Here is a 26,139-nt window from a genome sequence, read left to right as displayed (position 1 = left end):
AAAGACCGGACAGCTGGTGTTGCGCAGCACGTACTCGGTGGTGCTGCCCAGGACCATCTCGATGATGCGGCTGTGGCCGTAGGCGCCGATGAACATCAAATCGAAGCCGTGCTCCTTGATGTACGCAACGATCTGCTCCGGTGCGTTGCCGGTTTGGACCACGCAGCTGGACTCGATGTTGTATGGAGCCAGGTACTTGCGGGCGTCGCCGATGACTTTGTCGCCGCTCTCCGAGTCCTTGGCCACGGTGAGTACGGTCAGCGGTAATGACAGCGAGACGCAGAAGTCGGCTGCGGCACGCATGGCCGCCGCCGCACGTTGACTGCCATCGTAGGCTAGGAGCGGTCGGCTTATGGGACGGAATTCCACCGTTGAAATGAACACCGGCCTCGGGCACTTGCGTGTGACGCTCTCCGCCGTGCTGCCGAGCAGTCCGGTCGAAAACCTCTCGTTGACGCCGCGGTGTCCGATGACGACCAGGTCCGCCGTGCGTGCCTGCTCGGCGATTTCGTTGGCCACGACGCCCATGCCGAGCACGGTATCGCTGCGCGCCCCGGCCTGTGTCGCGTGGTCGGTGAACTCCTGCAGCAACCCCTTGCCGCGCTCGTGCAACACTTCACGCATCTTGGAGGAGAAGTCCAAGTACGGTTCGAAGCCTAGCGACCCGGAGATGTCGTGAAAAAATGAGCCTTCAATCGAAACGATATCGACCACATGCAGGCCGATCACGGTGGCGCCCAACTGCTGGCCGAGCCACAGGGCATAGCGCATCGCCGTGCGCGAGTGTTCCGAGCCGTCGAGTCCAATCAGGATGGTCTTGATCATGGGGTGACTCCTTGTGCTCTACCACTTTCCGGCGCAGAGCTTCAAGACACTGAGGACTCACCGGAAGGCCGGCAGTACCCGGTCGATGAACACCTGCAGCCCCTCGACATCGAATGGCCCGCGCAGGGCGAGAATGATCCACTCCGCGCCCGCATCGACGTACTCGCCGATGCGATCGATGACTTGCTGGGGCGTGCCGATCAGCATGCCGGACTCGAGGAAACCCAGGGCGACCCCGAATTGTTCCTGCAGCGCTGCGCGCTTGCGTTGGGCCTCAGCTTCGTCGCGGCCGATCGCCAAGCCGACATTGACGGTGCGCAGCACGGTGTGCGGATCGCGCCGCTCTTTCTCGCACCATTGGGTCAACACCTGGTTCTTTTGCGCGTACAGCTCCGGGCCGAGAAACGGTACGTTCCAACCGTCGGCGTACTTGGCCACCATTCGGAGCAGGCGCTTCTCGCCCTGACCACCGAGCCAGATGCGCGGGCGCGGCTGCACGGGCTTCGGTTCGCAGCGTGCCTCGGTCACGCAGTAGTGCTTGCCGAGGAAGGTCGTGGTTTCCTGCGTGAACAGGCCGCGGATGATCTGCACGCCTTCTTCCAACTGGTCCAAGCGGTCCTTGATCGGCAAGAACGGAATGCCATAGGCCTCGAACTCGATTTGGCTCCAACCCGCGCCCAGGCCGAGTTCCATGCGGCCGCCGCTGACGTGGTCGATGGTGGCCATGGCCTTCGCCAAAACCGCCGGATGACGGTACGCCATGCAATAGACCAGACTGCCGATGCGTGCCTGCGTGGTTTCGGCCGCTAGCGCCGTCATGATGGACACCGCTTCGAAGCAGGGGCCCCGCGCGTCGCCGGGGATGATCATGGCAGGGTAGAAGTGGTCCCAGATCGACAGCCAGTGGAATCCGGAACGGTCCGCCAAATGCCAGACCTGACGCAGATCGTCGAGCGTGCAGTTTTGCGGGCCGGTGTGAACGCCGAACAGGGTCATACGCGCCTATCGCTCGTGGCGCCGTCTTCTTGGGCTGTTGACGCGCAACTGTCAACCGTCGACTAGAAAAACACAATGGCCAACACCACCGCGGCGAGGGCGAAGCCGAGACGCGGCCAGAAGTGCGGCTGAATGGCGGCGTAGTCGGAGGCGATGCTGCGGACATCTGTCGCGCCCAGTCTGCCGGCGGTCACCGCTTCCACCATAGCCAAACACTCTTGCGCCATGACTTCGCGGAACGTCCTGCCCAGCTCGGCGGAGGCCACGGACGGATCACCCTGGTAGCTGACTACCGGTCCGCCGTAGCCGTAGCGCGCGTTGAGCAGCCACCCGATTCCTCCTGACAGGGCATGAAATGCCTCCTGCAGTTTTGCCGTCTGGCGGCCGCGGCGGCTGCGCCAACGGACCAGCCGTTCCCCGAGCCTTGCCAGGGGCTTGAAGGGGGGCGGGCCGTCGAGACCCAGCTGTCCATAGCCCGGCTCCACCAGTTCCGGCCGTTCCGCCAGCATGAACGACGTCTCCCAGCTCCCTGCGTGTTCGCCGGCGAGTAGCCCGCGGCGTTCGGCGTCGGTGAGCGGGCGACCAAGCAATGATTCAACTGTGTCAAAGCGCTGGCCGGTGACAATCCGATGCAACGCCAGGTTCGATGGAATGAACATGTGAATGCGGTGGCGTTTGCTGACCCGGCGGCAGGCAGCCTCGAGCGCCGCCGCGTGCCGCGGACCGCCGTGGCCGTTGGTCACCACAACGTAGCGATAGCCGGCCCGGACCAACGACGTCCCATGGGCGGTGACCGCACCGTACACGGTCCGTTGTGACGCGTTCATCGAGCCTGCCAGCGGCAGCTCGTCCGTGCCGAGGGGCAGCGGCGGTTGCTGCACGACGGTCCAATCCGGGTGTGCGTCCGCAAAACGGCGCCCGGTCTCTTCCGCCATCCACCGCGCCATGAACAGGTCCATTCCCAACGGCAGATGCGGACCGTGGACTTCGAGGGCGCTGACCGGCTGGAAGCAAATGGTGCGGCTCATGTCGAGCGCACGCACCTTCGTGTACGAAAGCTCCTCCGCGCGAACGTAAGCCATGGCCACCCTCCCCGATGTGAGACCGCACTCTAGCGCGCTTGGATCAACGGCCGCAAGGATCGACAGGATCGATAGGATCGATGGGCAGCTCGGCGCGTGGTTGGCCGGCCGTTGCCGAGCACGGGGAGTTCAGGAAGAGCTGGCGTAGCCCTTGCGACAATTTCGCAGGTATCCTAAGTGACGACGTCCTGGATCGTAGAAACCCGTGCCCCTGCTTGGTTCTAAAGGCATCGTCCGTTTTCTTGCCCGCTATTCGGAAGGGTTGCGGCTGGTGGTGGACTACGGTTCGAAGTCGGGTGCGGTGTTCGAGTACGCCTGCCGTAATCAGCCGTGCGGCAGCGGACCGTTCGGACGTTGGGTCGATAAGAAGTTTTTGCGTTCACGCCGGTGGCAGGGCCTGCGACAGCGCACTGAGACGACGAAGGCCATCGTGGCGGAGATCGTCGCCCTGCGGCGGGCGGCGGGACGGACGACGATGATTCTCGACCTCGCTTCTGGCACCGCCCCCTATCTGCGTGAGCTGGCGCGCGAGTACGGCGGCGACGACCTGATCATCGCCGCGCACGACCGCGATCCGCGCCAACTCGTCCTCGGCAGAGAACTGGTGGCTGTCGAGAATCTCCAGAACTTTACGTTTGCGGTCGGTGATGCCACCGATGAGGCCAGCTATTTGACCAGGCATGATCCCGACATCATCCTTGCCGTCGGGGTGTTTCAGCTGCTTCGGGATGACGAGGCGGTGCGCACGGTGATGCGGCTTGCGTTCTCGTATCTCAGCCCCGGAGGGTGCTTTGTCTGCACCACGCTGGCGACGCCCAACGCCAGGGGGGTCGATTCGTTTGGTGCCAGCCCGGCGATCCGGTCACCAGAAACGATCGCGACGTGGTTGCGGGACGCCGGTTTTACCAACATCGATCAACGCTTCAGCCAGCCGCAGGGCTTCGCGCTGATCGGGTGGAAACCGCAGGAGTCGTGAGCCGTGATGCGTGATGAAGAGGCCTCGAGATCGGTCTCTCGCCCAAATCACGGATCACGCATCCTCCTTCACCTTTGATACGTCATGCGTAAGAGGACGCTGAAGTCGGCAGCACTGACCACCGGACTGATATTGTCGACGGCGGCTAGTTGGAAGAGGAACGGGTTCCAAGCGAAGTTGAGGCCGAGCGTCAGCTCGACCACCGTGCCGTCGAGCAAACGCGCGCCGGTTCCGTGCAACGGACTCGTATAGGTTTCTTGCTGAAGCACAAAGGAGAGCTGGCGCCACAGCCGCGCCTCTCCCGCTACGCCTTCCGTTAGCATGGGATTGAGCGTCAGGTGCCCTGGGGTAATCGGGCCGACCGGGTAGGTGACGTTGAGATTGCCGTAGGCGATGAGCCAGTCCAGAAACTGGTACTCGGTGGCCACGCCCAACCCAAAATCAGGTTTGCCGCTGCCGAAGACTCCGCTGGCGCGTCCCGTGGGAGCTTTGAAGGCCCCACGTACAGCGACGATCGGCAGGCCGGGCGCGTGCCAGGCTTCGTACTTGGCACTGGCCCAGACATCTCCCAATTCGAACTGCTGCTTCCTGCCTTGGAACAGCGGCACATCTCCACGGCGGACAGAGAAGTCGCCGAAGGTGTTGTCGGGGAACAAGTGCCGTTCGGGGTTGGACGTCTGGAAGACGTCTTCGATGCCGTTGATGAACGGGTCAAGGAAACCGCCGAACCGCGAAATGAAGGGCACGCCCAGCCCCAGCTCCAGGTTGCGCGCCGGGCTCAGACTCCCGCCCAGCACCGTCCGATTGGTTTCGAACTTCAGCAGCGCATCGATGGTGTCTTGGTTGGTGGCGATTTCGTTGGATTCGACCGATTCGAGATACAGCGTGAACTCCCCTGGTTGCAGCACCCGGGCGCGCTCAAACGGCAGGTTGAGAAAGATCAACTGGATCGGCTGAAAGTTTCGGACCGGTATCGGCCCGAAACCGGAGAACTCGCCTCCTCGAACAGAAAGCGGCACTGCCGAGCAGAGCAGAACGGCAATGCAAAAGACGTATCGCTGTAGGTGAGGGGTCAAGGGTTCGAGGGTTCGGGTCGGCGTTCTCCGGATCAGATCAGTTACCCCGGAACCCCGGAACCCTGGAACCCTGGAACCCTTTCAGTTCTTCGTCCGTTCCACGGCCCCCGACTTCTGGAACATCGTCGCAGCCGTCTCTTTGACCCGGGATTCGTCACCCTGCAGCAAGGCCGCGCGGAAGGTGCCGGCGAGCGCCCGCATGAGCGTGGCTTCCGCGGGATCGAGCTGATCCGCCAGGGCCGTGAGCCGATCCATCGCTTGCCCGATGTGTCCGATTGCGGCCGGTACGTCGCCCCGGTCACGTGCGCTCATGGCGGCTACCAAGGTGGCCCGCACGGCCGCCAGCGTCGGGGCGACCTGCGTTCCCAAAACGACCTCGAGCTCTCCGAGGCGTGTGACCACGGCCTCCAGGGCGAGGGGAATCTGCGGCTCATGGTGGTGCGGCACGATCAAGACCGGGGTCGAGTGCGTGAAGGAGGGCGACGACGGAAAAGCATGGGAAGTACAGCGAGCCCACCTGCTAGGATGAGCGCATCATCCTCATCAGGGTTCACAGGCCGCGTTGTGTCTTCGCTCTCTTGCTGGGTGCGGACTACCTTGGGCTTTTTCACCTTGTCTACCATCGCCGCATCGTAACACAAATCCGCGCGGAGCGCCGTCTCATGCATGCCGACGCCGCGTGGCGGCTCCACGAGGTCGACCGGTTTCGCGTCGGCTTAGGTTTCGAAGGTTCGGACGTTGTCGAGGATAAGTGGCACGGCTGTTTGGCACTCATCATCTTCCTCCGACTCCGGTTGACATTGAATCCGCCGGATGCACAGCTCCAGGGCCGGCACCAACTCGCGGCAGGGTTGTTGCGATGCCAGCCGGTGATGGTAGGCTCATGGGCATGGGTGCTCCAGGCGCTGCCCGTTCGGCCCTGCCTCAGCGGGCGACACCGGTGGGTAGCGTCAAGGGTTGACGCGGATGCCTTACCGCTTTCTTGAAGAGGCGTTCACCGCGGATGTCGGGTTCATTGCCTCCGGGGCAACGCGGGAAGAATGCTTTACGGCCGCGGCTGCGGCGACCCTGGAGGTGATGCTGGCCAACGCTGCGGCGTTGCGGCTGCGGGAACGGCGTGGACTCCACGTCGAACACGAAGCGCTGGACCTGGCGCTGCTCAAGTTTCTGGAGGAGCTCATCTACCACAAGGACACCGAACAACTCCTGCTGCGACCCACCAGCGTCCGCATCATGCAGCAGGCTGGCCGCTGGGTGGTGGATGCGACGCTGGAGGGCGAACGTATTGATCCGATCCGTCATGAGTTGTCGGCTGACGTGAAGGCCGTGACCTTGCATCGGTTGGATATGCGGCGGACAAATGGCGGGTGGGAGGCGACGGTAGTCCTGGACGTATAGCCGCAAAACTAGGCGGTGAAGAACCGGCCGAACCGTCTTGGCCGCTCGCCGCAGACTTCAGAACTGTTTCGGCAACCCCGCTTGCTTCAGCACGATGTTGGCCCAATGCCGTGACTTGATCTTGCCGTCGACCGGGAACCGGTGCTCGGTGATCGGGCTGAACCAGATTTCGTGATTGCCCTTCCCGTTACGCTCGAAGCGGCAACCAGCGGAGCGCAAGAGGCGCTTCAACTCCGGAGTGTAGTCCGCCACCTACGCCACAGCGCGGGCGTGCTCGGTACGGTGGGCAATCACCGTGAAGCGCGCGGCAGCCGCTTCCTCCGCCGACAGCACGCCATTGAGCTCCAGCATCTCCGGCACCATCACCCGGAGTTTCTCAACGAGCGCTTCGAAGGTATCGGCACCGGTCACCAGGCCCGGCACGTCTTCGCCTTCCGCAACCCATGTTGCCTCCTCGCCGTCCCATTCGGCTCTCACGGTGTAGGTATGATCCGCCATTGCTCACCCTCGCTTCGGTTGCGATGCTTTACGCTCGAAGGTTACCACATTATCGGCTTTCTTGCTCTGCCGTGCCATCGCCGCTGCAAGGCGGGCGCCCACGGCTTCGGCCGCAGCGTTTTGACGCCGGACGGGGGTACGCGCAGGCCGAACCCCGGCAGGTCGTCATCCCATCGCCAGCCGTCGACACCGTCAGCTTTCCAACCTCCCCTGGCCCCTCCTTGGTAAGGAGGGGAACCTCGACGAACGGTTCATTCCAAAAGATATCTTCAAGGAAGTTGCGACTCATGACACTAGTTGGGTGCGTCCGGCCGCGCCGCACTGACCTGTTGCGTCCTCGTCCCCGCCTGCCGCACTCGCCTGCGGATCAGCACGAGATCGGCGAAGGCGCGAAGGGCGGCCCGCATGCGAACGCGCGACGTGGGAGAGTTGATCCACACGACGGGCACTTCGGCCACCTTCAGGCCGCGTGCGCGCGCCAGTGCGATCATCTCGACGTCGAAAGCGAAGCCGTCGATCTGCTGCTGCTCCAGGACCGGCAACAGCGGCTCCCGCCGGAAGACCTTGAAACCGCACTGGGTGTCATGCACGTCTGGCAACACGATCAAACGGACCAGCAGATTGAACACCTTGCCGCCGCTTTCGCGGTAAAACGGCTGCCGCCTGCGGATCTCGGACTGCGCTAGCGCCCGGCTGCCGATCACCAGATCGTACCCTTGCGCGAGCAGCGGCAGCAGCTTCTCGAGTTCTTCGATCGGCGTCGACAGATCGGCATCCGTCATCAAGACCGTGTCACCCGCGGCACGCACGGAGCCGAAACGCACGGCGTAGCCCTTGCCTCGGTTGCCGGTGTAGGACAGGATGCGCAGCTGTGAGCGGCGCGCGAACTGTTGCCGTACGAGGGTGGCGGTGCCGTCCGTGCTGCCATCATCGACCAGCAGCACCTCGTAGTCGGGGTGGTGCTGATCCATGTAGGCGAAGAGGCACTCGAGCGACGGGAGAATGCGCGCGGCTTCGTTGAAGACCGGGATGACGACGGAAAGCTTCATTGGGCTGCAGCAGCGTTTGTTGACAAGGCGACCGGCCACATATACACACGGGCATCTTTCCCCGCAGGCTGAGATCGGCGTGACATTTGGGTCCTATGGCAGAGAGTGCTCTTGATCGCAACATGACCAACTCGGCGGCGCGCCCGCGGGGCGAGCAGCTATCTCCGAGCGTTCTTGATCGGATCGTCGTCGGCAACCTGAGCCTGGAGCGGTGTGTGTACATCGCCGTGTTCGCCATCGCGGTGTTCGCGCGTCTGTATCTCCTTGGGGTGCGTCCCTATCACCACGACGAATCGATCCACGCGTTCTTTTCCTGGAAGGTGACGCAAGACGGCGTCGGTGCCTATGAGTACGATCCGGTGTACCACGGGCCGTTCTTGTACTACACCACCGCGCTCGCTCTCCGCCTCTTTGGTGACTCCGACTTCACCGCCCGCCTCAGCCCGGTCGCATTCGGGTTGGGGCTCCTCGCCTTCGCGTGGCCACTGCGGCGCTATCTCGGGCGCTGGGGGGCGCTCTCGTTCCTGGTGCTGGCGACCTTCTCGCCCAGCCTGACGTATTTCACCCGCTTTTTGCGGCACGACATTTACATGGCGTTCGGCAATCTGGCGGCCATCTACTTTGTCTTTCGTTACGGTGAGACACGCCAGGCACGCAATCTCTATCTCGCCGGCGCCGGGCTGGCGATTGCGTTCTGCACCAAGGAAGACATGTACGCGCTGTTCCCGGTCTTCCTCATCAGTTTGCTCAGCATGGCGGTGTGGGAAGTCGTTCACGCGGCCGATTGGCGGACGGCCCTGCGTGGCGTGACCAGTGAGACGACGGGGCTGCTGCGGCGTGCCCTCATCCCGCTGGTCACGACGGCCATCATCTTCGCGGTGATCTGGCTCCTGTTGTACACCTCGCTACTCACCCATACGAAGAACTGGAATTCCGTTAATCGGGCTCTGAGCTACTGGTGGGGACAGCACGAGATCAAACGCATCGGTGGGCCCTGGTGGTACTACTTCCCCCATTTCGTAGCTTACGAACCGTTGATTTTTTTCCCAGCGCTCTTGCTCCTGCTGGGGCCCTTGCTGCGCGCTCGGACAGGGGAACCTGCATCCACACGTATACTGGCGTACGCCACGGCGGCGGCGACCGCCGGGTTCGTCGTGTGCCTCTTTGCGGCGCCCACCCGCGCCCCCCTGGTGCTGTTGATGGCGCTGGCGTTGGCCGGACCGACGCTCATGCGGCGATGGCTCCCGGACCGGTTCACTCGCTTCCTGACGATCTGGGCAATGGGCAACATCGGGTTCTACAGCTGGGCCCAGGAGAAGGTGCCGTGGCTTCTGGTGCCGATGCTGGTCCCCGCCGCGCTGCTGGCGGCCATGTGGTTCGGCCAGCTCATCCAGCGGCGCGCCCTCTTGCGGCCGGCGCCGGCGCTGGCGTTGGCCTTGTGTGGGACGCTCACGGTGTGGACCCTGATTTCGAGCAACTATCTCTACGATGCGCCGCATCCGGAGGAGGCGCCGGCCAAACGCCATGCGGAGCTCCTGGCCTACGTGCAATCGACATACGACATCCATACGAAGGTGATGGATCGGATCGAAGCGATCGCTCGCACGCTCGGCACGGGAACGCAGACCCGCCTGGCGGTGTCCGGTAACGCGACCTGGCCCCTGAGTTGGTATCTGCGTCACTACCCGGTGAATTGGGCGGCCGATGTGCGCACGGTTGATACGCCTGTGGTGATCATCGATCCGGAAGCTGCCAAGGCCATCGATCAAGCGTTGGGCGACCGCTATGAAAGGATTCCCTTCCAGATCCGCGGCTGGTGGGAACCGGACTGGAGCAAGCTCGATCTGACCAATTTCGTGCGCTTCCTCCTCACCCGCGAGACCTTCAGCCCGGTGGGTTCCAGCGATGCCGTGATGTTCGCGCTGAAAGACGTCAAACCGGGGATGACCTTCGCCGCGGTAGCTGTGAACCCGCCTCCCGCGGCGCGAAATTACTCCATGGGGCCGTCGGTGCTGGAGCCGGTGGCGGTGTGGGGGGAGAAGGGGACCGCTCCCGGCCAGTTCAATGAGCCGCGTGGACTTGCCGCCGACGCCAACGGCAATCTCTACGTCGTCGACAGCAAGAACAACCGCATCCAGAAGCTCGGCGCCGATGGCAAACCACTGTTGACCTGGGGACACGAAGGGCAGGGGGCTGGCGAATTCAAGGACCCGTGCGGCGTTGCCGTCGGGCCCGATGGCTCGGTGTATGTGGCGGATACATGGAACCACCGGGTCCAGAAATTCGACGCCAGCGGCAAATTCCTCCAAGAGTGGCACGCACAGGCCAACCTCTGGGGGCCGCGTGGCATCGCCGTTGCGCCCGATAACAGTGCGGTCTACATCACGGACACCGGCAACAAGCGCGTGGTGAGCTTCGACACCAACGGCAAAGAGCTGTCAGGCTGGGGCCACGAGGGCTCCAAACAGGGAGAGTTCATCGAACCGGTTGGTATTGCGGTGGACGACAACGGGCAGGTTGCGGTCGCCGATACCGGCAATCACCGCATGCAGTACTTCGACCGGCAGGGGAAGTTCGTGAAGGAGCACTTCGTCTCGGGCTGGGAGGAGTTTTATACCGAACCCTACGTGGCCATGCGGGGCGCGGATCTAGTGGTGACGGACTCCTTCAACCATCGCTGCGCACGGTATTCGAACGGCAGCCTGGTGTCCTCGTGGGGCAAGAGCGGCACCGGCCGCGGAGAGTTCAACCGGCCGATCGGCATTGCCGCCGACAAGCAAGGCGCCGTCTACGTTTCCGACACCATGAACCACCGGATCGAGAAGTTCATTCTGCCGCCGGGAACGAAATAGAAGCGTTCAGCTGTGAGCCTTCAGCTCCGATGCGAACTGCTGAACCCTGATCACTGATCACCGGCAAGAATCTTCCGGCGCAGGCGAAAGAGATCATAAAAGGCCCGGATGATCACCGCGAGATGGGCCCCCGTCTGGACGCCGGCGGAACGAGGATAATGGTGTACCCCGACTTCTTTGATGCCGAATCCCCGCCGCACGGCACGCCCGTACAGCTCCGCATTGATGAGGGCCCCCGGTGACTCCAGGATGATATTATCCAGCACCTTCTTCGGAATGAGCTTGAAGGCGCAGTTGAGGTCGCGCACCCGGACGCCCAGCATGATCCGCACCAGCCAGCCACCAAACAGCTTGGCGTTCAGGCGGCGAATGAAAGGGTCCCGCCGCTCGATGCGAAAACCGGTGACGATGTGATCTTCGTCAGTCGCCAGAGGCAGCAAGTGATCGAGGTCGCCGATATCAAACTGGCCGTCGCCATCCATGTAGAAGACAAAACGCTTGGTGGCGGCGCCGAAGCCGGTGCGCAACGCGGCGCCGTACCCCTGGTTTTGCGCATGGTGCAACGGGCGCAGCCGGACAAACTCCCCTTGCAGCCGATTCAGGATCTCGCCGGTACGGTCGCGGCTACCATCGTTGACGACCAGCAACTCGTAGTCGGGCATGTGCGCGTCGAGGTAGGCGGCACAGCTCCGCACCACCCTTTCGACGTTGGCTTCTTCATTGAAGGCGGGCAAGACCACCGACAGCTCGTGGACGGTGCCGCTTGGAGCTTTGCTTTTTGATTCGTTCGCCATACAATTTTCCCCCAGCCCTGGTCGGGACATGATCGTTCAGTGCCCATACTGCTCTACGAGCTACGAGATCGATTCGGCCCGTTTCACCGGCAAGAGCCCGATGCTCAAGTGTTCGCGGTGCCAACGCACTTTCCCGGCGCCAACGTCCAAAAAGCGCCCGGCACCAGCTCCGCCCGTTGCTGAGGAGGCCACGCCAGCCGCGGACAAGAACCTGACGCTACCTTTTGACGAACCCGCATGGAAAGAGCAAACGGCGGCCCCGGCCGATGAACTCACTGTTTCCGAACCCGACGAGAAGTACACCCTGGGCATGGAAGAGAAGTCCGAGGAGTTTTCTTTGCCCGATGATGTTCCCGAGGAAGCGGACACGCCCATGGTGACGCGCACGGCTCCCCCTCGTATTGAGGAGGATGAGGAACAGGATGAGGTCGAGAGGGCCCCGCGCCGGCGTACTGCCGCCCGGGAACCGCGTCGCCGCGAGTCAAGTACGATCACCCCCATCTTCATCTTCCTCGGCATTGTCGTTGCCTCCTATGGCCTGCTGGCGCGCGCGCTCTTCGCCAGCCCGGTCCTGTGCGATCGGCTCATAGGACGGTTGCCGATAATTGGCCATCTGGGGGACGACCGCCTGCTGAGGCGCAAAGTGGCGCTGTCCGACGTGGTGGGCAACTACCAGCGCATCAAGGACGGCAAGGACGTGTTCGTGATCACCGGCAAGGCCCTCAACACCGCGCCGGTGGCCCTGCATAGTGTGCAGATTGCCGGGAAGTTGTACGGCCGAGACGGCCGCGCGCTGGACGAGAAAACCATCTACTGTGGCAACGTCATTTCGGCGAAGGTGCTCAAGGACCTTACGCCGCGTGAACTGTCGATCCTGCAGAAGCTCAGCCCCCCGAAACGCTTCATGATCGAACCGGGCGAGTCGTCAACGTTCGTGATCGTGTTCATGGACCCGCCCCGAGAGCCCGCGGAGTTCAGCGCGCAGGTCGTTGCCGCGCAACATCAAGTTTGATTCTTTGTTTCGTCGTCGTTCTTCGGCGTGATATCGATTTCATCCGGCGTTTTGATGGCCTTGCGGAAGTTCCGGATCCCACGCCCTACGCCTTCGCCGATCTCGGGCAGCTTCCCGGCGCCGAAGATGATCAGGATGATCACCAAAATAACCAGTAACTCGCCGATGCCCATTCCAAACATGCGCGGGTCTCCGTGCATCAACTATATGTGATTGGAGGCTCGCGGCGCAAGGCGCGTCACGCGTAGCCGATTTGACCGCCGATGCTGTTCGGCTTAGGTATGCGCCCCGGCGGGAGGAGACAATGAAAGTTCGCGTGCCACGAAAGCCTGTGCGCCTGCAGGGCTTCCGATTTGCCGGCGTCCACGGTGGACTGAAGGAAAGTGGTGCCCGTGACGTGGCCCTGATCTGTTCCGATGTGCCAGCGGCGGCGGCCGCCGCTTTCACGACCAACCGGGTGCAGGCCGCACCGGTGCAGGTCGGCCTCAAACGCCTGGCCGCCGGCCGCCTGCAGGCGATTGTCGTGAACAGCGGCAATGCCAACGCCTATACCGGCCGTGAGGGTCTCGCCGTGGCGCGCGAGATGTGCGCCATCGTCAGCCGCGAACTTCGCATCGGGGCAGACCTGGTGATCCCATCTTCAACCGGCCGTATCGGTGTTCCCCTGCCGCGCGTTCGTGTCCAACGTGCCGTGCGCGCGGCGTGCAAACGCCTGGCTGTGGATGGCTTCCATGATGCGCTCGAAGGCATGATGACCACGGACGCGTTTGCGAAGTTCACCACGGAAACGATTGAGATCGGCGGCACGACGGTGACTATCGTCGGCATGGCCAAGGGGGCGGGCATGATCGCTCCCCGCATGGCCGTAGCCGGAACGCCCGGCGGGCACGCCACCTTGCTGGCGTATGTCCTGACCGACGCGGCGGTGTCGGCGGCGGGTTTGCGGCGAGCCCTGCAGTTGGCGCTGCCGGACTCCTTCAATGCGATTGTTGTCGACGGGGATACGAGTACCAATGACACCGTTGTGCTGATGGCAAACGGCTTGGCAAAGAATGCTGCCCTGACGCCGGCCTCGCGTGCTTTCCCGGCGTTTTCTCAGGCGGTGACACGGGCCATGACGCGGCTGGCGCGGCTCATCGTCAAAGACGGCGAGGGTGCAACCAAGGTGGTCGATATCACTGTCCGGGGCGCCCGCAACGCCCGTGATGCGGCCCGCGTGGCGGACACCATTGCTCGTTCACCGTTGTGCAAGACGGCGTTCTTCGGCGGTGACCCGTACACCGGCCGTCTCGTGTGCGCTGCCGGCTACAGTGGGGCCGTTTTCGATCCGCAGAAGCTGGATGTGTATCTCGATGATGTACAGGTCGTCCGCCGCGGGCGGGAGATCGTTGGAGAAGTCGAGCGGCGTGCCGCTGCGGTGACCCAGCGCGCGGAATTCTCCCTGACGTTGGACCTCCACGCAGGCAAGGCCCAGGCGTATCGAATGGCCTCAGACCTCAGCCTGGATTACGTTCGCTTCAACTCAGCCTATCGGACGTGATGATCGTGATTCGTGAGGCGTAATCCGTGATTCGGCGTCGACTCTTCCCGAGTCACGCGTCACGAATCACACGTCACGATTTCTGTTTCAGGGCTTCCTCCACCATTTGCTTCAAGCCCTCGAAGGTGCGGTTCGTTACCCGCTTGCCGTTGAGGAAGAGCGTCGGCGTGCCGCTGACCTGAGACTGCTGGGCCAGCCTGACGTCGTCGTCAATCTCCTTCTGCACGTCGGGCGAAGCCAGGTCTTGCTCGAACTTGGCAGCGTCGAGCCCGATGTCCTTCGCGTATTGCTTCAGGTTGTCCGCCTGCAGGGCGCGCTGGTTGGCAAAAAGTTTGTCGTGCATCTCCCAGAACTTGCCTTGCTTGCTTGCCGCCACAGCCGCGCGCGCGGCGGGCATCGCGTTTTGGTGGATGGTGACGAGCGGGAACTCCTTATACACGAACTTGACCTCTTTCGGATACGCTTTCAGGAGTTGATCCACCAAACCGGGAATCTGGGAGCAGAAAGGGCACTGGAAGTCGGAGAACAACGCCAGGGTCACCGGAGCATCGGCCGGGCCTTTGAAGGGAGAGTTCCCCGCCGGGATGTTGTAGACTTTGTTCGGGTCGATCTGAGGCGCTTGCGGTGCTGCGGGTTTGGCTGAGATCTGCTCGACCTTTTTCTCCAGGTCTCCCAGCTTCGCCAGAATCTGGCGCTGCGAGTCCTGTAACTTCTTCATGTCCTCGCTGTTCGTTCCACAACCAGCGAGAAGCACCAGCATACTCATGGCAGCAACGTGTCGCATAGAGCCTCCTTCGGAAATGCGCGTCGCCTTCTTTTAGCCGCCGCCAGGGGGGGACACAAGGGTTGCCGCGGCGCTGTGTTGCCCGGCGCTGGGGAGCCTGCATGCAGGGCGCTGCCGGCGTTGCCATGGTTGTTGCGATTCACTATTGGCTAGCCATGCGTGTCATTGCCGGTACGGCGAAAGGGCGCCGACTGCGTGCCGGACGTGGCATGGCGCTCCGGCCGACGGCTGACAAGGTCAAGGGAGCGCTCTTCAACATTCTGGAAAGCCGCTTCACGTTGGAATCGGCGCAGGTGCTGGACTTGTTTGCCGGCACGGGCGCTCTGGGCATCGAGGCACTCAGCCGCGGTGCCGCTGCTGTCACCTTTGTCGAGCAAGCGCCCGCGTCGCTGCAGGTCCTACGCGAGAACGTGCGGCTGTGCGGCTTCGAGGAGCGCTGCCGTGTGCTGCCGATCGCCGTGGGCCGCGCCCTGGCGCAGCTCGGGCGGGAAGGTGCCTGCTTTGATGGCATTCTGCTCGATCCGTCCTACGGACAAGGGTTGCCCGAGCGCACCCTCTCGCTGGTGGTTGAGCACGGGTTGCTGCGACCGGGTGCCTGGCTGGTTGCCGAACAGCAGGTGACCGAGCCCCTGCCACCAGCCTGCGGGCCATTGCGATTGACCCAGAGTCGGCGCTATGGAAATACAAGCCTCGCGCTGTACGTGGCAGAAGAAGGTATGCCCAACAAACCAAGCAATGTGGAACCTGCCCGCCGTGCGGTGTACGCGGGATCGTTTGATCCGTTCACCAACGGTCACCTCGATGTCGTTTGCCGAGCCCTCGAAGTGTTCGATCAGATCATCGTTGCGGTTGCAGGCGGTACCAGCGATCCGCACAAGGACCGCGCCCTGTTCAGCGCGGAAGAGCGCGTAGCCATGATCCGGGAGGCACTCGCTGATCCGGCTCCTCGGGCCACCGCCGACAGCTTCACTGGGCTGCTCGTCGACTACTGCGAAAGAGTGGGCGCACGTGCCATCATCCGCGGTCTGCGGGCAGTGTCTGACTTCGAGTACGAGTTTCAGATGGCGATGATGAATCGCCACCTCAAGCCGCACATCGAAACGTTTTTCATGGCCGCGGGGGAGACCCACTTCTATACAGCATCCCGGCTGGTCAAAGAGGTCGCGAGCTTGGGCGGCGAGGTGCGGGGATTGGTCCCGGATGCTGTCTACCACCGTCTCTTGAAGAAAATCCGGCCGCAACGTTGAACTTCACATTTGTCGGAGCAGCACCCACCCATGCCGATGGCCAGCCGCGTGTCGGTATGGCTTTGTAGAGATTGAGCCATGAAATTGAGCAGCAGAGTGAGTCTGATCAAGCCCTCGGCCACCATGGCCGTTGCGGAGCGGGCAACGACGCTGCGCGCGCAGGGGACCGATCTCATCGACTTCGGTGCCGGTGAGCCGGACTTCGACACCCCGGAGCCCATTAAGAACGCTGCGGTTGAAGCGATGCGCTGCGGGGCAACCAAGTACACCCCGGTGGGCGGCACCGACGCGCTCAAGTCGGCCATCGTCACCAAGTTACGACGTGACAATGGCCTCGTGTACGACAAGCGCGAAGTGCTGGCGAGCTGCGGGGGCAAGCACTCTCTCTTCGTGGCGTTTCAGGCGCTCTTCGGCCCCGGCGACGAAGTCATCGTCCCGGCTCCCTACTGGGTCAGCTACACGGACATGCTGGTGCTGGCGGGGGCCGCGCCACGGATCGTCCGCACCACCGAAGAGAACGGGTTCAGGCTCACCCCGGAGGCATTGGAAGCCGCAATCAACGCGCATACCAGAGCGGTCATCCTCAACAGCCCCAGCAATCCGACCGGGGCGGCGTACGCCGAAGCGGAGCTGGCTCCTCTCGTTGACGTCATTGCGCGGCACAATTTGATCGTCATTTCAGACGATGTCTATGAAATGATGGTGTACGGGGGGTTCCGCCGCACGCACGTTCTCCACCTGCGGCCGGAGTTGCGCGAGCGGACGCTGGTGGTCAACTCGGTGTCGAAAACGTACGCCATGACGGGCTGGCGCATCGGCTACACGGCCGGGCCGGCGCATGTGATCAAAGCCATGTGCACCCTGCAGGGGCAAATGACGTCGAATCCCTCGTCCATCGCGCAAGCGGCGGCGGTTGAGGCCTTGGCGGGCCCGCAAGATACGGTGGCACAGATGGTTCGCGAATTCGAACGGCGCGGGGAGTTCGTGGTGGAACGCTTGCGGGCCATTCCCAACATCCGCTGCACGAAGCCTCAGGGGGCGTTCTACGTCTTTCCGAACGTTTCGGCGTACCTCAATCGGGAAGCGGCCGGCACGGCTCTCAAGACCGGCGACGATCTGGCGGCGTACCTCATCGAATCGGCGCACGTCGCGGTGGTGGGCGGCAGTGACTTTGGCTCCCCCGAGAACATTCGTATCTCTTACGCCACCTCGATGGAGAATCTCGAACGCGGCTTGGACCGCATCGACGCTGCGCTACGCCAGCTGGCGTAGGGGGCCTTCGGCCCCGCTTGTGGCGCGTGGCCTATGGCTTGTGGCCCAGGGTTCTTTTCCGAGCGATACGCCATGAGCCATAAGCTATGAACCATAGGCGTCCTCTTCAGAGAAGACCTCGGCCTCGAAGAGCATCAGCGTCGTCTCCGGATGCTTCCAGGCATCGGGTGGGAGCATCGCTTTCCGACACAATTGGCTGAGGAAAGTTTCGCGGTCCCAACGATATTCGATCGCAACCTGCGGCAGAAATACCCCGCAGTGCTCCCCCCGCGTGAGGTATACACCGTGGCGGCCCGGGAAAATGTCCTCCGCCAGGCCGGGAGTCAAGGGGCTGAGACGTGAAATCTCAATAGCTGTGGCCGGCAGTTCCGCCTTGGTCAGCGGCGGAAAACGCGGGTCATCGAAGGCTGCCGACACCGCCAGCCGTGCGACGGCCTGGTAGAGCGGCCGCTCTGCTGCCACGGCGCCGATACAACCGCGCAGGCGCCCATCCTGATGCAGGCTCACGAATGCAGCGGCCGGTTCGTTCAGGGCCGGAGTGATGGTGGCACATGCCGGCGGCGTCCCACCATCCAAAGCCGTGCGGATGCTCTGGCGCGCCAGCCACAACAGTTCGCGCCGTTCGGCAGCAGTCAGCGAAAGAAAGATCGGTGGTTGGGCGCTCATGACCGAGGCTGGGGTCGCTGGCCAGTCCGCTTGTAGGTGAAATAATCCTCGAGGATCTGTCCGTGATCAAAAGCAAGCGGTGCTGGCAAAGACTGTGCAGTGAAGATGCCTGCTTCCGCAGCATCGTCACCCGCTGCGGGAACACCGGCGGCCGTACCGATAAAGACGATGCCGATCGTATGCTGACGGGGATCCCGGAGCGGGTCGGAGTAGACATTGAACAACTCGGTCAGGGAGACATCGAGGCCGGTTTCCTCCTTTGCCTCGCGCCTGGCTGCCGCTTCGACCGTCTCCCCGTACTCAACGAAACCGCCGGGCAATGCCCAGCCCATAGGCAGGAAGCGGCGCTTGATCAGAACAATACCGTCGGGAACTTCGATGATCGCGTCTACCGTCGGTACCGGATTGCGATAGGTTGTCAATGTCAGGCCGAAAAGTAGCAGGCCACCCCCTGCCGGTCAACGCACGGGCGTGGACTGGCGCCTTGGGGAGTTGTGTTTCGAGGTGAGTTTTGCCATAACCCGCCAGTTTAAATTAGCCCGCGTGACGGGGCCTCCACGCACACGCCGAAGCCTGCGGTCGTGGTGGACGCGCGGTTGCGAGGCAATCGAACTCTACTGCCCAGCCAGACCCACCTAGGGACAGAGTGGGCCTGCACGAAATCCGAGGAGTGAAATGGGGATGGTACACACACGCAGAAAAACATGGTCGCTTGTCGGCTGGGTCGGCATGTTCCTAGCTGTCGCTAGCCAGGCGTTGGCTGCGGAGGGTCAACAGCACGGCGAGATGAATCTCGTTCTTCCGAACTTCTCAGCGGTCGACTTTCTCGGGATCAGCGGACGGACACTCCTCACGGGGGGATTGCTCGTGTGCGCGCTCGGGTTCGGATTCGGGATCACCATCTACCAGCAGCTCAGGACCCTTCCAGTCCACAAGGCCATGCGCGAGATCTCCGAGCTGATTTACGAAACGTGCAAGACCTACCTCATCACCCAGGGCAAGTTCATCCTTCTTCTCGAACTCTTCATCGGCACGATCATGGCGGTGTATTTCACGCGCGCGTTCGAGGGCGACATGGTGAAGGTCCTGATCGTGCTGATGTTCAGCCTGATCGGCATCGGCGGCAGCTACGGCGTCGCTTGGTTCGGCATTCGCGTGAACACATTTGCAAACTCGCGAACCGCCTTCGCGGCGTTGAGGGGGAAGCCCTTTCTGACGTACGAGATCCCGCTGAAGGCCGGCATGAGCATCGGCATGGTGCTGATCTCCACCGAGCTGCTGATCATGCTCATCATCCTGCTCTTCGTCCCCGCGAGCTTCGCCGGCCCTTGTTTCATTGGTTTCGCCATCGGTGAGTCGCTCGGCGCCTCCGCCCTACGCATCGCCGGCGGCATCTTCACGAAGATCGCCGACATCGGGTCCGACCTGATGAAGATCGTCTTCAACATCAAAGAGGACGACGTGCGTAACCCCGGCGTGATCGCCGACTGCACGGGTGACAACGCGGGCGACTCGGTGGGACCGTCAGCTGACGGCTTCGAGACCTACGGCGTGACCGGCGTGGCGCTCATCACCTTCATCCTGCTGGTGCTCAGGGACAACGCCAAGCTGCAGACCACGCTGCTCGTCTGGATCTTCGCCATGCGCATCATGATGATCGTCGCCAGCGGTCTCTCCTACCTCATCAACGACGGCATCCAGCGTGCCCGCCTCGCCCACGTGGACAAGATGAACTTCGAGCAGCCGCTCACCGCCCTGGTCTGGCTCACCTCGGTGGTGTCGATCGTCCTCACGTTCATTGTCTCGTACCTCCTCATCGGGGATCTCGGCGGTGGCTCACTCTGGTATCAGCTCTCGGCGATCATCAGCTGTGGAACCATCGCCGGCGCGGTGATCCCGGAGGTGGTCAAAGTCTTCACCTCGACAAAGTCGGGTCACGTACGCGAGATCGTCACCGCCTCGCGGGAAGGCGGCCCGTCGCTCAACGTCCTGTCGGGTCTGGTCGCGGGCAACTTCTCCGCTTACTGGATGGGAATTGTCTTCGTCATCCTCATGGGCATGGCGTGGTTCTTCAGCCTCGACGAGCTGCGCACCGCGCTGCCCGCCAGAACGGCGGACATGACCGCCCCGGTGTTCGCGTTCGGGCTGGTGGCCTTCGGCTTCTTGGGCATGGGCCCCGTGACCATCGCGGTGGACTCCTACGGCCCAGTGACCGACAACGCCCAGTCCGTGTACGAGCTGTCGGTCATCGAAACCCTCCCCAACATCAAGCAAGAGATCAAGAAAGAGTTCGGGTTCGAACCGAACTTCGACCGTGCCAAGGACTTCCTCGAAGAAAATGACGGCGCCGGAAACACCTTCAAGGCGACCGCGAAACCGGTGCTCATCGGCACGGCGGTCGTCGGTGCGACCACCATGATCTTCTCCATCATCGTCGCGCTGACGGATGGCCTTCAGCCGGAGCACCTCGGTAAGCTTTCGATCCTCAACCCGCTCTTTTTGCTTGGTTTGATCACCGGCGGAGCCGTGATCTATTGGTTCACCGGCGCCACGATGCAGGCGGTGACCACGGGTGCCTATCGCGCCGTTGAGTTCATCAAGGCAAACATCAAGCTGGAAACCACGGAGAAGGCATCAATCGCCGACTCCAAGAAGGTGGTGGCGATCTGCACGCAGTACGCCCAGAAGGGAATGTTCAACATCTTCCTGACCGTGTTCTTTTCCACGCTTGCCTTCGCCTGCCTCAACCCGTTCTTCTTCATCGGCTACCTGATCTCGATCGCGCTGTTTGGCCTCTTCCAGGCCTTGTTCATGGCGAACGGCGGCGGGGCGTGGGACAACGCCAAGAAGGTGGTCGAAGTCGAGCTGAAGGAGAAGGGTTCCGCCCTGCACGCGGCGACGGTGGTGGGCGATACCGTCGGCGACCCATTCAAGGACACCTCTTCGGTCGCCATGAACCCGGTGATCAAGTTCACGACGCTCTTTGGCCTCCTCGCAGTCGAGCTGGCGGTCAGCCTGCCGTCGGGAGTTACCCACTTCCTTGCCCTTGCCTTCTTTCTCGCGTCCTTGGTGTTCGTGCACCGCTCCTTCTACGGCATGCGCATCGAGACGGAAACCCACCCAGTGCGCCTGAAGCCGGCAGCCTGATCCCTCTGGAGCACAGGCTTGGCGAAACACTCCCGCTGTGGAGTGTTTCGCCATTTTTACCTGCGAGTTCTCACTGTAGGGCGGGTTCGACGAGGGGGCGGGTTGCGCTCCGGCGGTGACGGAGGAGTAGCGCGTGGCCCCGCCGGCCGGTGTTGCCGCCTATACTGATCGATCTCGGTGAATCGGCACGAGATGTTGTACACCCCTGCTTCGATTTCGCTGCGCAACGGCGAGTACACTTTGTGGAAGAGGTGGAGCATGCGGCTGTTGGACCCCAGCACCTGGGCGGTGAAGCCGCCAATACCACGCTGCTGCGCGATGTCTTTCATGTACTCGAGCAGAAAGTGCCCGATGCCTCGGTTCTGGTAATCGTCGTGCACGGTGAACGCGACCTCGGCCATATTGGTCTTGGGATCGAGGACATACCGGGCCACTGCGATCATCTCCTCCATGTCGTCGTGCACCAGGAAGCCCGCGATCGCCAAATGATCCTTGTAGTCGAGGGTGACGAACTCCTGGATCTGCCGCACGGAGAGTTTCTTCACCGGCGTGAGGTAGCGCATGTACACGGTTTCTTCAGAATGCGAGTAGAAGAGGTCGCGTAATAGCCGTTCGTCCGCCGGCTTCATCGGACGGAAGAAGATCTCCACGCCGTCGCGCAGCGTCACCCACCGTTCCAGCTCTTTCGGGTAGGGGAGGCCTTCCGCGGGGAAGGGGATTTGCTCGGCATAGACGAACCGCCTGGCCTTGGCGGCGGCCAAAAGCTCATTGCGAAAGTCGGGATGGGCAATACTCACCAGTGCCAACGTGCGTTCACGCACATTGCGGCCGTAGAGATCGGCCATGCCGAATTCGGTGATGACGTAGTGCACGTCGGCGCGGGTGGTCACGATGCCCGCTCCCTCATTCAAGATTGGCACAATGCGCGAGACGGTCCCACCCTTGGCAGTGGAGGGCAACGCGATGATTGGCTTGCCGCCGTACGATCGGGCGGCGCCGCGAATGAAGTCCACCTGGCCGCCGATGCCGCTGTAGAAACGGTGCCCGATCGAGTCGGAACAGACCTGGCCGGTGAGGTCGACCTGCAGCGCGGAGTTGATCGCGACCACGTGATCGTTCTGGCCGATGACCATGGGATCGTTGACGTAATCGCTGGGATAGAAGCCGAACGCCGGATTGTCATCGACCAAGTCATAGAGCTGCCGCGTGCCCATGCAGAACGACGTGATCGATTTCCCCGGGTGCAAGGTCTTGCGCTGGTTGGTGATGACGCCGCGCCGGATCAGGTCGATGATGCCGTCCGTAAACATCTCGGTGTGGAGCCCGAGATCCTCCTTATCCCCGAGGTAGCTCAGGACGGCGTTCGGGATGGCGCCGATGCCCAATTGGAGGGTGGCACCCGGTTCGATCAGATCGGCGATGAAGCGGCCGATCTGCCGTGAGACCTCGTCCGGCTGGGCCGGCGCCACCTCCAGGATGGGTTCATCGCATTCGACCAGGTAGTCGATATCATCGACGTGTATGAAACTGTCCCCGTGCGTGCGCGGCATGCGAGGGTTGACCGCGGCGATCACCAGCTTCGCGCTCTCGGTTCCGCCCTTCACGACGTCCACCGAGACTCCGTAGCTGCAGTAGCCGTTGCGGTCGGGCGGGGACACCTGGATCAATGCCACATCGATCCGCACCCGGCCGGTGCGGAACAGCCGGGATATCTCCGAGAGAAAGACGGGGGTGTAATCCGCTTGCCCTTCCAGGACCGCGTCGCGCACGTTCGCGCCGATGAAGAATGCGTTGTGCCGAAAGCGTCCGGTGAACTTCGAGGCCGTGTACGGTGCGACGCCGAGGGTCAGGATGTGCAAGATCTCGGTGTCGGTGAGCTCCTCGCCACGCGCGGCGAGAGCCGCCACCAGACACTGCGGCTCGGCACAGCCTGATCCGACGAACACGTGGCTGCCACGAGACACGCGGCGTACTGCTGTAGCAGCATCAACGACCTTCGCTGAATAATGCTCCGGCCAGCGGTCCATGCACGCATGCTACCCTGCAGTGAACGAAAGTCCACTAGGAGCGCCACCGTTCCTGCGCCAAGTGGATCGCCGCCGGTGCGTGGCGGGCAACCGAAACGTCGACCTCACATCTCGCGCCGGCCCTCGAGTGCCTTCCCGAGAGTCATAGAGTCCGCGTATTCGACGTCGGCACCCATCGGCAACCCGTGCGCGATGCGCGTGACGCGCAGGCCGAGCGGCTTGATGAGACGCGCCAGATACAGCGCGGTCGCTTCGCCTTCGACGGTTGGGTTGGTGGCAATGACGACTTCACGTACGCTGCCGTCTTCCAAGCGCTGCAGCAACTCCGCAATCCGCAGATCCTCCGGCCCGACGCCGTCGAGCGGCGCCAGACAACCGTGCAGAACGTGGTAGCGGCCTTTGAACTGGCCGGAGCGCTCCAAGGCGATGAGGTCGGCGGGGCCTTCGACGACGCAAATTGCCGTCGCGTCGCGTCGCGGATCGCTGCACAAGGCGCACGGATCTTCCGCCGTCAGCCCCAGGCAGATGGAGCACAGCTTGGTTTCGTCGCGCATCGTGACCAGCGACTGCGCCAGCAGCTCGACATCGCGCCGTTCCGTGCGCAGGAGATGGAAGGCGAGTCGGGTCGCGGTCTTCTCTCCGATGCCGGGGAGTTTCACCAACTCGTGAATCAATCGGGCTAACGGTGGCGGCAGCGCGGACATGGTGGCAGAAGTCGATAGGAGATGGTTGATCGTCGATGGCGATAAGGGCGAACGGAGAACGGGCGACTGTCGACGATGAACGGTGAACTGTCCCTCACACCGTCAGGCCGGGGATCTGCAGGCCGCCGGTCACCTTTTTCATCTCTTCCGCCATCATCTCCTGCGCGGCGCGGATGCCCTTGTTGACGGCGGCGATCACAAGGTCTTGCAGCATTTGCACGTCGCCGCCCTTCATCACTTCGGGCTCGATGCGCAGTTCCACCACCTGTGAGCGTCCGCTCACGACGACGGTCACCATGCCGCCCCCGGCCGTCGCTTCGACGGTCTTGGCGGCCGCCTCTTCCTGGATGCGACCGAGGCGTTCCTGCAACTCCTGCGCTTGCTTGACGATGTTGCCCAGCGGGCCGAGTCCTTTGCTCATTTGCTTCCTCTTTCACGACGCGGTCGTGACTTCACTTCTTGCACCTCGCCCCCCAGAATTTCCACGGCGGCGCGCACCACCGGGTTGCCGAGCGCGGCGGCGTGCAAAGCTGCCGGGGGCTCTGGCGCTGCCGGTGCGGGCTCTGGCGCACCTTCGGGTGTCTTGACGGTGAGGCGCATTGGCCGGCCGAAAAAGCGTCGCGCCATGTCTTCTACCAGTCCGGCATGGTCCCGTTGCGCCAAATAGTCGTAGTAATAGCCTTGGGGTACCCTCAGGGTGAGTTCCGGCCCGTCACAGTTCACTGGCTGGCTGCTCTTGAGATATGGAAGCAGCGTGATTTTCTCCTTGCCGACGAAGTTCAGGAACTCGTTCCAGGTGTGCGGACCAGCAGGTTGAGCCGGTGCGGGAGAAGGAGATGGGGCAGAGGATTCTGGCACGGCGGCGGTGCGCTGCGGGCGGTTGGCCACTTCGCGCGGCGCCGGGGCTTTTTCGCCTGCTGGCGGGATCGGGCTGCCTGCCGCGGGCGGCCGGCCATTCAAACGACGCTCCAGATCACCGATCCGATCCAGCAATGCGCTCACCGGAACGACCGGCGTCAGCGTCGCCAGCTTGATGAGGGTCATTTCGAGAACGAGCTTGGGGTAGGGCACACGGCCCACCTCGCCCTCGGCGCCGAGGAGGAGGCGGAAGGCGCGGTCGAGGTCTTCACTGCTCCATTTCTGCGCCTGCCGACCGACTTCGGCGCGTTCCTCGTCCGGAAGTTCGGACAGCAAATCCACGTCCGGCAGCAGCCGGGCTACCGCGAGGTTGCGGAAATGCTCGAGCAGTTCCCGCGCCAGACGGCGCATGTCATAGCCGTACCGGTGCAACTCATCGAACCGCTCCAGCGCGCCTGCCGGATTGCGGTCCAGAATGGCTTCGGCGGCGCCGTAGAGCAGCTTGCGATCGGCGAGGCCCAGGGCGGTGATGACGTCCTCATCGCCGATAGCCTTGCCGGCGAAGGCGATCACCTGATCGAACAGCGACTGCGCGTCACGCATGCTGCCCTCGCCCTCACGGGCGATCAGTGCCAAGGACAGCGCACTGACGGCGATCCCTTCACTGCGGGCAATCTGCGCCAGGCGATCGGCGATGAGCCGGAACGGAATGCGTTTGAAGTCGTAGCGCTGGCAGCGGGAGTGAATGGTGTGCGGCACCTTGTGCGGATCGGTGGTGGCGAAGATGAACTTCACATGTGGCGGCGGCTCCTCCAGCGTCTTCAGCAGCGCGTTAAAGGCGCTCGTGGACAGCATGTGCACTTCGTCGATGATGTAAATCTTGAACCGGCTCTTCGCCGGCTGGTAGCGCACGTTCTCGATGATCTCGCGGACGTCATCGACGCCGGTATTCGAGGCACCGTCGATCTCCAGGACGTCCACGGCGTTGCCGGCGGTGATTTCCCGGCAGTTGACGCAGTCATTGCACGGCGTTGGCGTCGGCCCTTTGACGCAGTTGAGTGCCTTCGCCAGCACGCGGGCCGCCGTGGTCTTGCCCACACCGCGGACGCCGGTGAACAGAAAGGCGTGCGCCACGCGATCGCTACGGATCGCGTTCATCAGGGTTTGGACGACGTGTTCCTGTCCGACGATTTCGTCGAAGGTCTGCGGGCGCCACTTGCGGGCGAGAACGAGGTAACTCATTTGGCTTATGGCTTATGGCTTATCGCTCGACCGTCCGCCACAGGTTTCTTTTCTTTGTGACCATAAGCCATATGCCATCAGCCATATGCGAGCG

Annotated in this window: 25 protein-coding genes; 8 read left to right on the top strand and 17 right to left on the bottom strand. The window is 62.8% G+C overall.

Going from position 1 to position 26,139, the window contains the following annotated elements:
* The 3 genes from VF515_15325 to VF515_15315 form a co-directional block, all read right to left on the bottom strand.
* Window positions 1-825 (bottom strand): universal stress protein (locus tag VF515_15325; protein HEX7409000.1); only part of this gene is annotated, 825 nt, incomplete at its 3' end.
* Window positions 826-882: 57 nt separating this feature from the next.
* Complete coding sequence (locus tag VF515_15320; GenBank protein ID HEX7408999.1) at window positions 883-1,821, bottom strand: TIGR03560 family F420-dependent LLM class oxidoreductase; 939 nt, start codon at window positions 1,819-1,821, stop codon at window positions 883-885.
* 62 nt (window positions 1,822-1,883) lie between these two features.
* A complete protein-coding gene (locus VF515_15315; GenBank protein ID HEX7408998.1) occupies window positions 1,884-2,903 on the bottom strand; it encodes a creatininase family protein in 1,020 nt (339 codons plus the stop codon).
* 205 nt (window positions 2,904-3,108) lie between these two features.
* Between VF515_15315 and VF515_15310 the strand changes: the two genes are divergently transcribed.
* Window positions 3,109-3,879, top strand: coding sequence for a class I SAM-dependent methyltransferase family protein (locus VF515_15310; protein ID HEX7408997.1), 771 nt, complete (start codon window positions 3,109-3,111; stop codon window positions 3,877-3,879).
* 68 nt (window positions 3,880-3,947) lie between these two features.
* On the opposite strand, the gene VF515_15305 is transcribed toward VF515_15310, so the two are convergent.
* Window positions 3,948-4,898, bottom strand: coding sequence for a DUF3187 family protein (locus tag VF515_15305; GenBank protein ID HEX7408996.1), 951 nt, complete (start codon window positions 4,896-4,898; stop codon window positions 3,948-3,950).
* 138 nt (window positions 4,899-5,036) lie between these two features.
* Entirely contained in the window at window positions 5,037-5,402 is a 366-nt protein-coding gene (locus VF515_15300) for a hypothetical protein (GenBank protein ID HEX7408995.1), read from the bottom strand.
* Window positions 5,403-5,921: 519 nt separating this feature from the next.
* Here VF515_15300 and VF515_15295 point away from each other — a divergent pair.
* Window positions 5,922-6,353 carry an archease gene (locus VF515_15295; protein HEX7408994.1) on the top strand — a complete coding sequence of 144 codons (432 nt, stop codon included), beginning with the start codon at window positions 5,922-5,924 and terminating at the stop codon, window positions 6,351-6,353.
* Window positions 6,354-6,410: 57 nt separating this feature from the next.
* Here the strand turns inward: VF515_15295 and VF515_15290 are convergent, their stop codons facing one another.
* The 3 genes from VF515_15290 to VF515_15280 form a co-directional block, all read right to left on the bottom strand.
* Window positions 6,411-6,605, bottom strand: a complete 195-nt coding sequence (locus tag VF515_15290; protein ID HEX7408993.1) for a type II toxin-antitoxin system HicA family toxin — start codon at window positions 6,603-6,605, stop codon at window positions 6,411-6,413.
* A complete protein-coding gene (locus VF515_15285; protein ID HEX7408992.1) occupies window positions 6,606-6,851 on the bottom strand; it encodes a DUF1902 domain-containing protein in 246 nt (81 codons plus the stop codon).
* 293 nt (window positions 6,852-7,144) lie between these two features.
* The gene (locus tag VF515_15280; protein HEX7408991.1) at window positions 7,145-7,900 is read right to left on the bottom strand and encodes a dolichyl-phosphate beta-glucosyltransferase; all 756 of its coding nucleotides are present in this window, start codon (window positions 7,898-7,900) and stop codon (window positions 7,145-7,147) included.
* Window positions 7,901-7,995: 95 nt separating this feature from the next.
* Between VF515_15280 and VF515_15275 the strand changes: the two genes are divergently transcribed.
* Window positions 7,996-10,752: a flippase activity-associated protein Agl23 gene (locus VF515_15275; GenBank protein ID HEX7408990.1), complete on the top strand. Its 2,757-nt coding sequence runs from the start codon at window positions 7,996-7,998 to the stop codon at window positions 10,750-10,752.
* Window positions 10,753-10,802: 50 nt separating this feature from the next.
* Here the strand turns inward: VF515_15275 and VF515_15270 are convergent, their stop codons facing one another.
* Window positions 10,803-11,546, bottom strand: coding sequence for a glycosyltransferase family 2 protein (locus VF515_15270; protein ID HEX7408989.1), 744 nt, complete (start codon window positions 11,544-11,546; stop codon window positions 10,803-10,805).
* Between the two features lie 310 nt (window positions 11,547-11,856).
* On the opposite strand from VF515_15270, the gene VF515_15265 reads away from it, so the two are divergent.
* A complete protein-coding gene (locus tag VF515_15265; GenBank protein HEX7408988.1) occupies window positions 11,857-12,558 on the top strand; it encodes a DUF3426 domain-containing protein in 702 nt (233 codons plus the stop codon).
* Here the strand turns inward: VF515_15265 and VF515_15260 are convergent.
* Complete coding sequence (locus tag VF515_15260) at window positions 12,549-12,740, bottom strand: twin-arginine translocase TatA/TatE family subunit (protein ID HEX7408987.1); 192 nt, start codon at window positions 12,738-12,740, stop codon at window positions 12,549-12,551. The two genes, VF515_15265 and VF515_15260, sit on opposite strands and share 10 nt — an antisense overlap.
* A 122-nt stretch (window positions 12,741-12,862) precedes the next feature.
* On the opposite strand from VF515_15260, the gene argJ reads away from it, so the two are divergent.
* Window positions 12,863-14,098 (top strand): bifunctional glutamate N-acetyltransferase/amino-acid acetyltransferase ArgJ, encoded by a 1,236-nt coding sequence (argJ, locus tag VF515_15255; protein HEX7408986.1) that lies wholly within the window; start codon window positions 12,863-12,865, stop codon window positions 14,096-14,098.
* Between the two features lie 73 nt (window positions 14,099-14,171).
* Here argJ and VF515_15250 read toward each other — a convergent pair whose 3' ends face one another.
* Window positions 14,172-14,882, bottom strand: coding sequence for a thioredoxin domain-containing protein (locus tag VF515_15250; GenBank protein ID HEX7408985.1), 711 nt, complete (start codon window positions 14,880-14,882; stop codon window positions 14,172-14,174).
* Between the two features lie 101 nt (window positions 14,883-14,983).
* Here VF515_15250 and coaD point away from each other — a divergent pair, with 101 nt between their 5' ends.
* Both coaD and VF515_15240 read left to right on the top strand, forming a co-directional pair.
* Window positions 14,984-16,129 (top strand): pantetheine-phosphate adenylyltransferase, encoded by a 1,146-nt coding sequence (gene coaD / locus VF515_15245; GenBank protein ID HEX7408984.1) that lies wholly within the window; start codon window positions 14,984-14,986, stop codon window positions 16,127-16,129.
* A gap of 96 nt (window positions 16,130-16,225) precedes the next feature.
* A complete protein-coding gene (locus tag VF515_15240; GenBank protein ID HEX7408983.1) occupies window positions 16,226-17,401 on the top strand; it encodes a pyridoxal phosphate-dependent aminotransferase in 1,176 nt (391 codons plus the stop codon).
* A gap of 84 nt (window positions 17,402-17,485) precedes the next feature.
* Here VF515_15240 and amrA read toward each other — a convergent pair whose 3' ends face one another.
* Together amrA and VF515_15230 are read right to left on the bottom strand one after the other, a co-directional pair.
* Window positions 17,486-18,067: an AmmeMemoRadiSam system protein A gene (gene amrA / locus VF515_15235; GenBank protein ID HEX7408982.1), complete on the bottom strand. Its 582-nt coding sequence runs from the start codon at window positions 18,065-18,067 to the stop codon at window positions 17,486-17,488.
* Complete coding sequence (locus VF515_15230; GenBank protein HEX7408981.1) at window positions 18,064-18,489, bottom strand: NUDIX hydrolase; 426 nt, start codon at window positions 18,487-18,489, stop codon at window positions 18,064-18,066. Before VF515_15230 ends, amrA begins: the two co-directional genes overlap by 4 nt.
* Before the next feature lie 307 nt (window positions 18,490-18,796).
* On the opposite strand from VF515_15230, the gene VF515_15225 reads away from it, so the two are divergent.
* On the top strand, window positions 18,797-21,214 hold the full coding sequence (locus VF515_15225) for a sodium-translocating pyrophosphatase (protein ID HEX7408980.1): 2,418 nt from the start codon (window positions 18,797-18,799) through the stop codon (window positions 21,212-21,214).
* 56 nt (window positions 21,215-21,270) lie between these two features.
* On the opposite strand, the gene VF515_15220 is transcribed toward VF515_15225, so the two are convergent.
* The 4 genes from VF515_15220 to dnaX form a co-directional block, all read right to left on the bottom strand.
* On the bottom strand, window positions 21,271-23,178 hold the full coding sequence (locus VF515_15220) for a GNAT family N-acetyltransferase (GenBank protein HEX7408979.1): 1,908 nt from the start codon (window positions 23,176-23,178) through the stop codon (window positions 21,271-21,273).
* Between the two features lie 167 nt (window positions 23,179-23,345).
* A complete protein-coding gene (gene recR, locus VF515_15215; protein ID HEX7408978.1) occupies window positions 23,346-23,945 on the bottom strand; it encodes a recombination mediator RecR in 600 nt (199 codons plus the stop codon).
* Between the two features lie 94 nt (window positions 23,946-24,039).
* Window positions 24,040-24,366 carry a YbaB/EbfC family nucleoid-associated protein gene (locus VF515_15210; protein HEX7408977.1) on the bottom strand — a complete coding sequence of 109 codons (327 nt, stop codon included), beginning with the start codon at window positions 24,364-24,366 and terminating at the stop codon, window positions 24,040-24,042.
* Window positions 24,363-26,045: a DNA polymerase III subunit gamma/tau gene (dnaX, locus tag VF515_15205; protein HEX7408976.1), complete on the bottom strand. Its 1,683-nt coding sequence runs from the start codon at window positions 26,043-26,045 to the stop codon at window positions 24,363-24,365. The genes VF515_15210 and dnaX overlap by 4 nt, the downstream gene beginning before the upstream one ends.
* Window positions 26,046-26,139 lie beyond the last annotated feature (94 nt).

It is taken from the genome of Candidatus Binatia bacterium (genome assembly GCA_036382395.1).
Classification (GTDB): domain Bacteria; phylum Desulfobacterota; class Binatia; order HRBIN30; family HRBIN30; genus JAGDMS01.
This window is presented reverse-complemented; position numbering and strand designations above follow the sequence as displayed.

Coding starts and splice junctions, on each gene's coding strand:
- coaD (HEX7408984.1), top strand. CDS start 14,984: ATGCAGGGCGCTGCCGGCGTTGCCATGGTTGTTGCGATTCACTATTGG.
- argJ (HEX7408986.1), top strand. CDS start 12,863: ATGAAAGTTCGCGTGCCACGAAAGCCTGTGCGCCTGCAGGGCTTCCGA.
- VF515_15265 (HEX7408988.1), top strand. CDS start 11,857: ATGGAAGAGAAGTCCGAGGAGTTTTCTTTGCCCGATGATGTTCCCGAG.
- recR (HEX7408978.1), bottom strand. CDS start 23,945: ATGTCCGCGCTGCCGCCACCGTTAGCCCGATTGATTCACGAGTTGGTG.
- VF515_15260 (HEX7408987.1), bottom strand. CDS start 12,740: ATGTTTGGAATGGGCATCGGCGAGTTACTGGTTATTTTGGTGATCATC.
- VF515_15275 (HEX7408990.1), top strand. CDS start 7,996: ATGGCAGAGAGTGCTCTTGATCGCAACATGACCAACTCGGCGGCGCGC.
- VF515_15280 (HEX7408991.1), bottom strand. CDS start 7,900: ATGAAGCTTTCCGTCGTCATCCCGGTCTTCAACGAAGCCGCGCGCATT.
- dnaX (HEX7408976.1), bottom strand. CDS start 26,045: ATGAGTTACCTCGTTCTCGCCCGCAAGTGGCGCCCGCAGACCTTCGAC.
- VF515_15225 (HEX7408980.1), top strand. CDS start 18,797: ATGTTCCTAGCTGTCGCTAGCCAGGCGTTGGCTGCGGAGGGTCAACAG.
- VF515_15315 (HEX7408998.1), bottom strand. CDS start 2,903: ATGGCTTACGTTCGCGCGGAGGAGCTTTCGTACACGAAGGTGCGTGCG.
- VF515_15285 (HEX7408992.1), bottom strand. CDS start 6,851: ATGGCGGATCATACCTACACCGTGAGAGCCGAATGGGACGGCGAGGAG.
- VF515_15295 (HEX7408994.1), top strand. CDS start 5,922: ATGCCTTACCGCTTTCTTGAAGAGGCGTTCACCGCGGATGTCGGGTTC.
- VF515_15210 (HEX7408977.1), bottom strand. CDS start 24,366: ATGAGCAAAGGACTCGGCCCGCTGGGCAACATCGTCAAGCAAGCGCAG.
- amrA (HEX7408982.1), bottom strand. CDS start 18,067: ATGAGCGCCCAACCACCGATCTTTCTTTCGCTGACTGCTGCCGAACGG.
- VF515_15320 (HEX7408999.1), bottom strand. CDS start 1,821: ATGACCCTGTTCGGCGTTCACACCGGCCCGCAAAACTGCACGCTCGAC.
- VF515_15250 (HEX7408985.1), bottom strand. CDS start 14,882: ATGCGACACGTTGCTGCCATGAGTATGCTGGTGCTTCTCGCTGGTTGT.
- VF515_15270 (HEX7408989.1), bottom strand. CDS start 11,546: ATGGCGAACGAATCAAAAAGCAAAGCTCCAAGCGGCACCGTCCACGAG.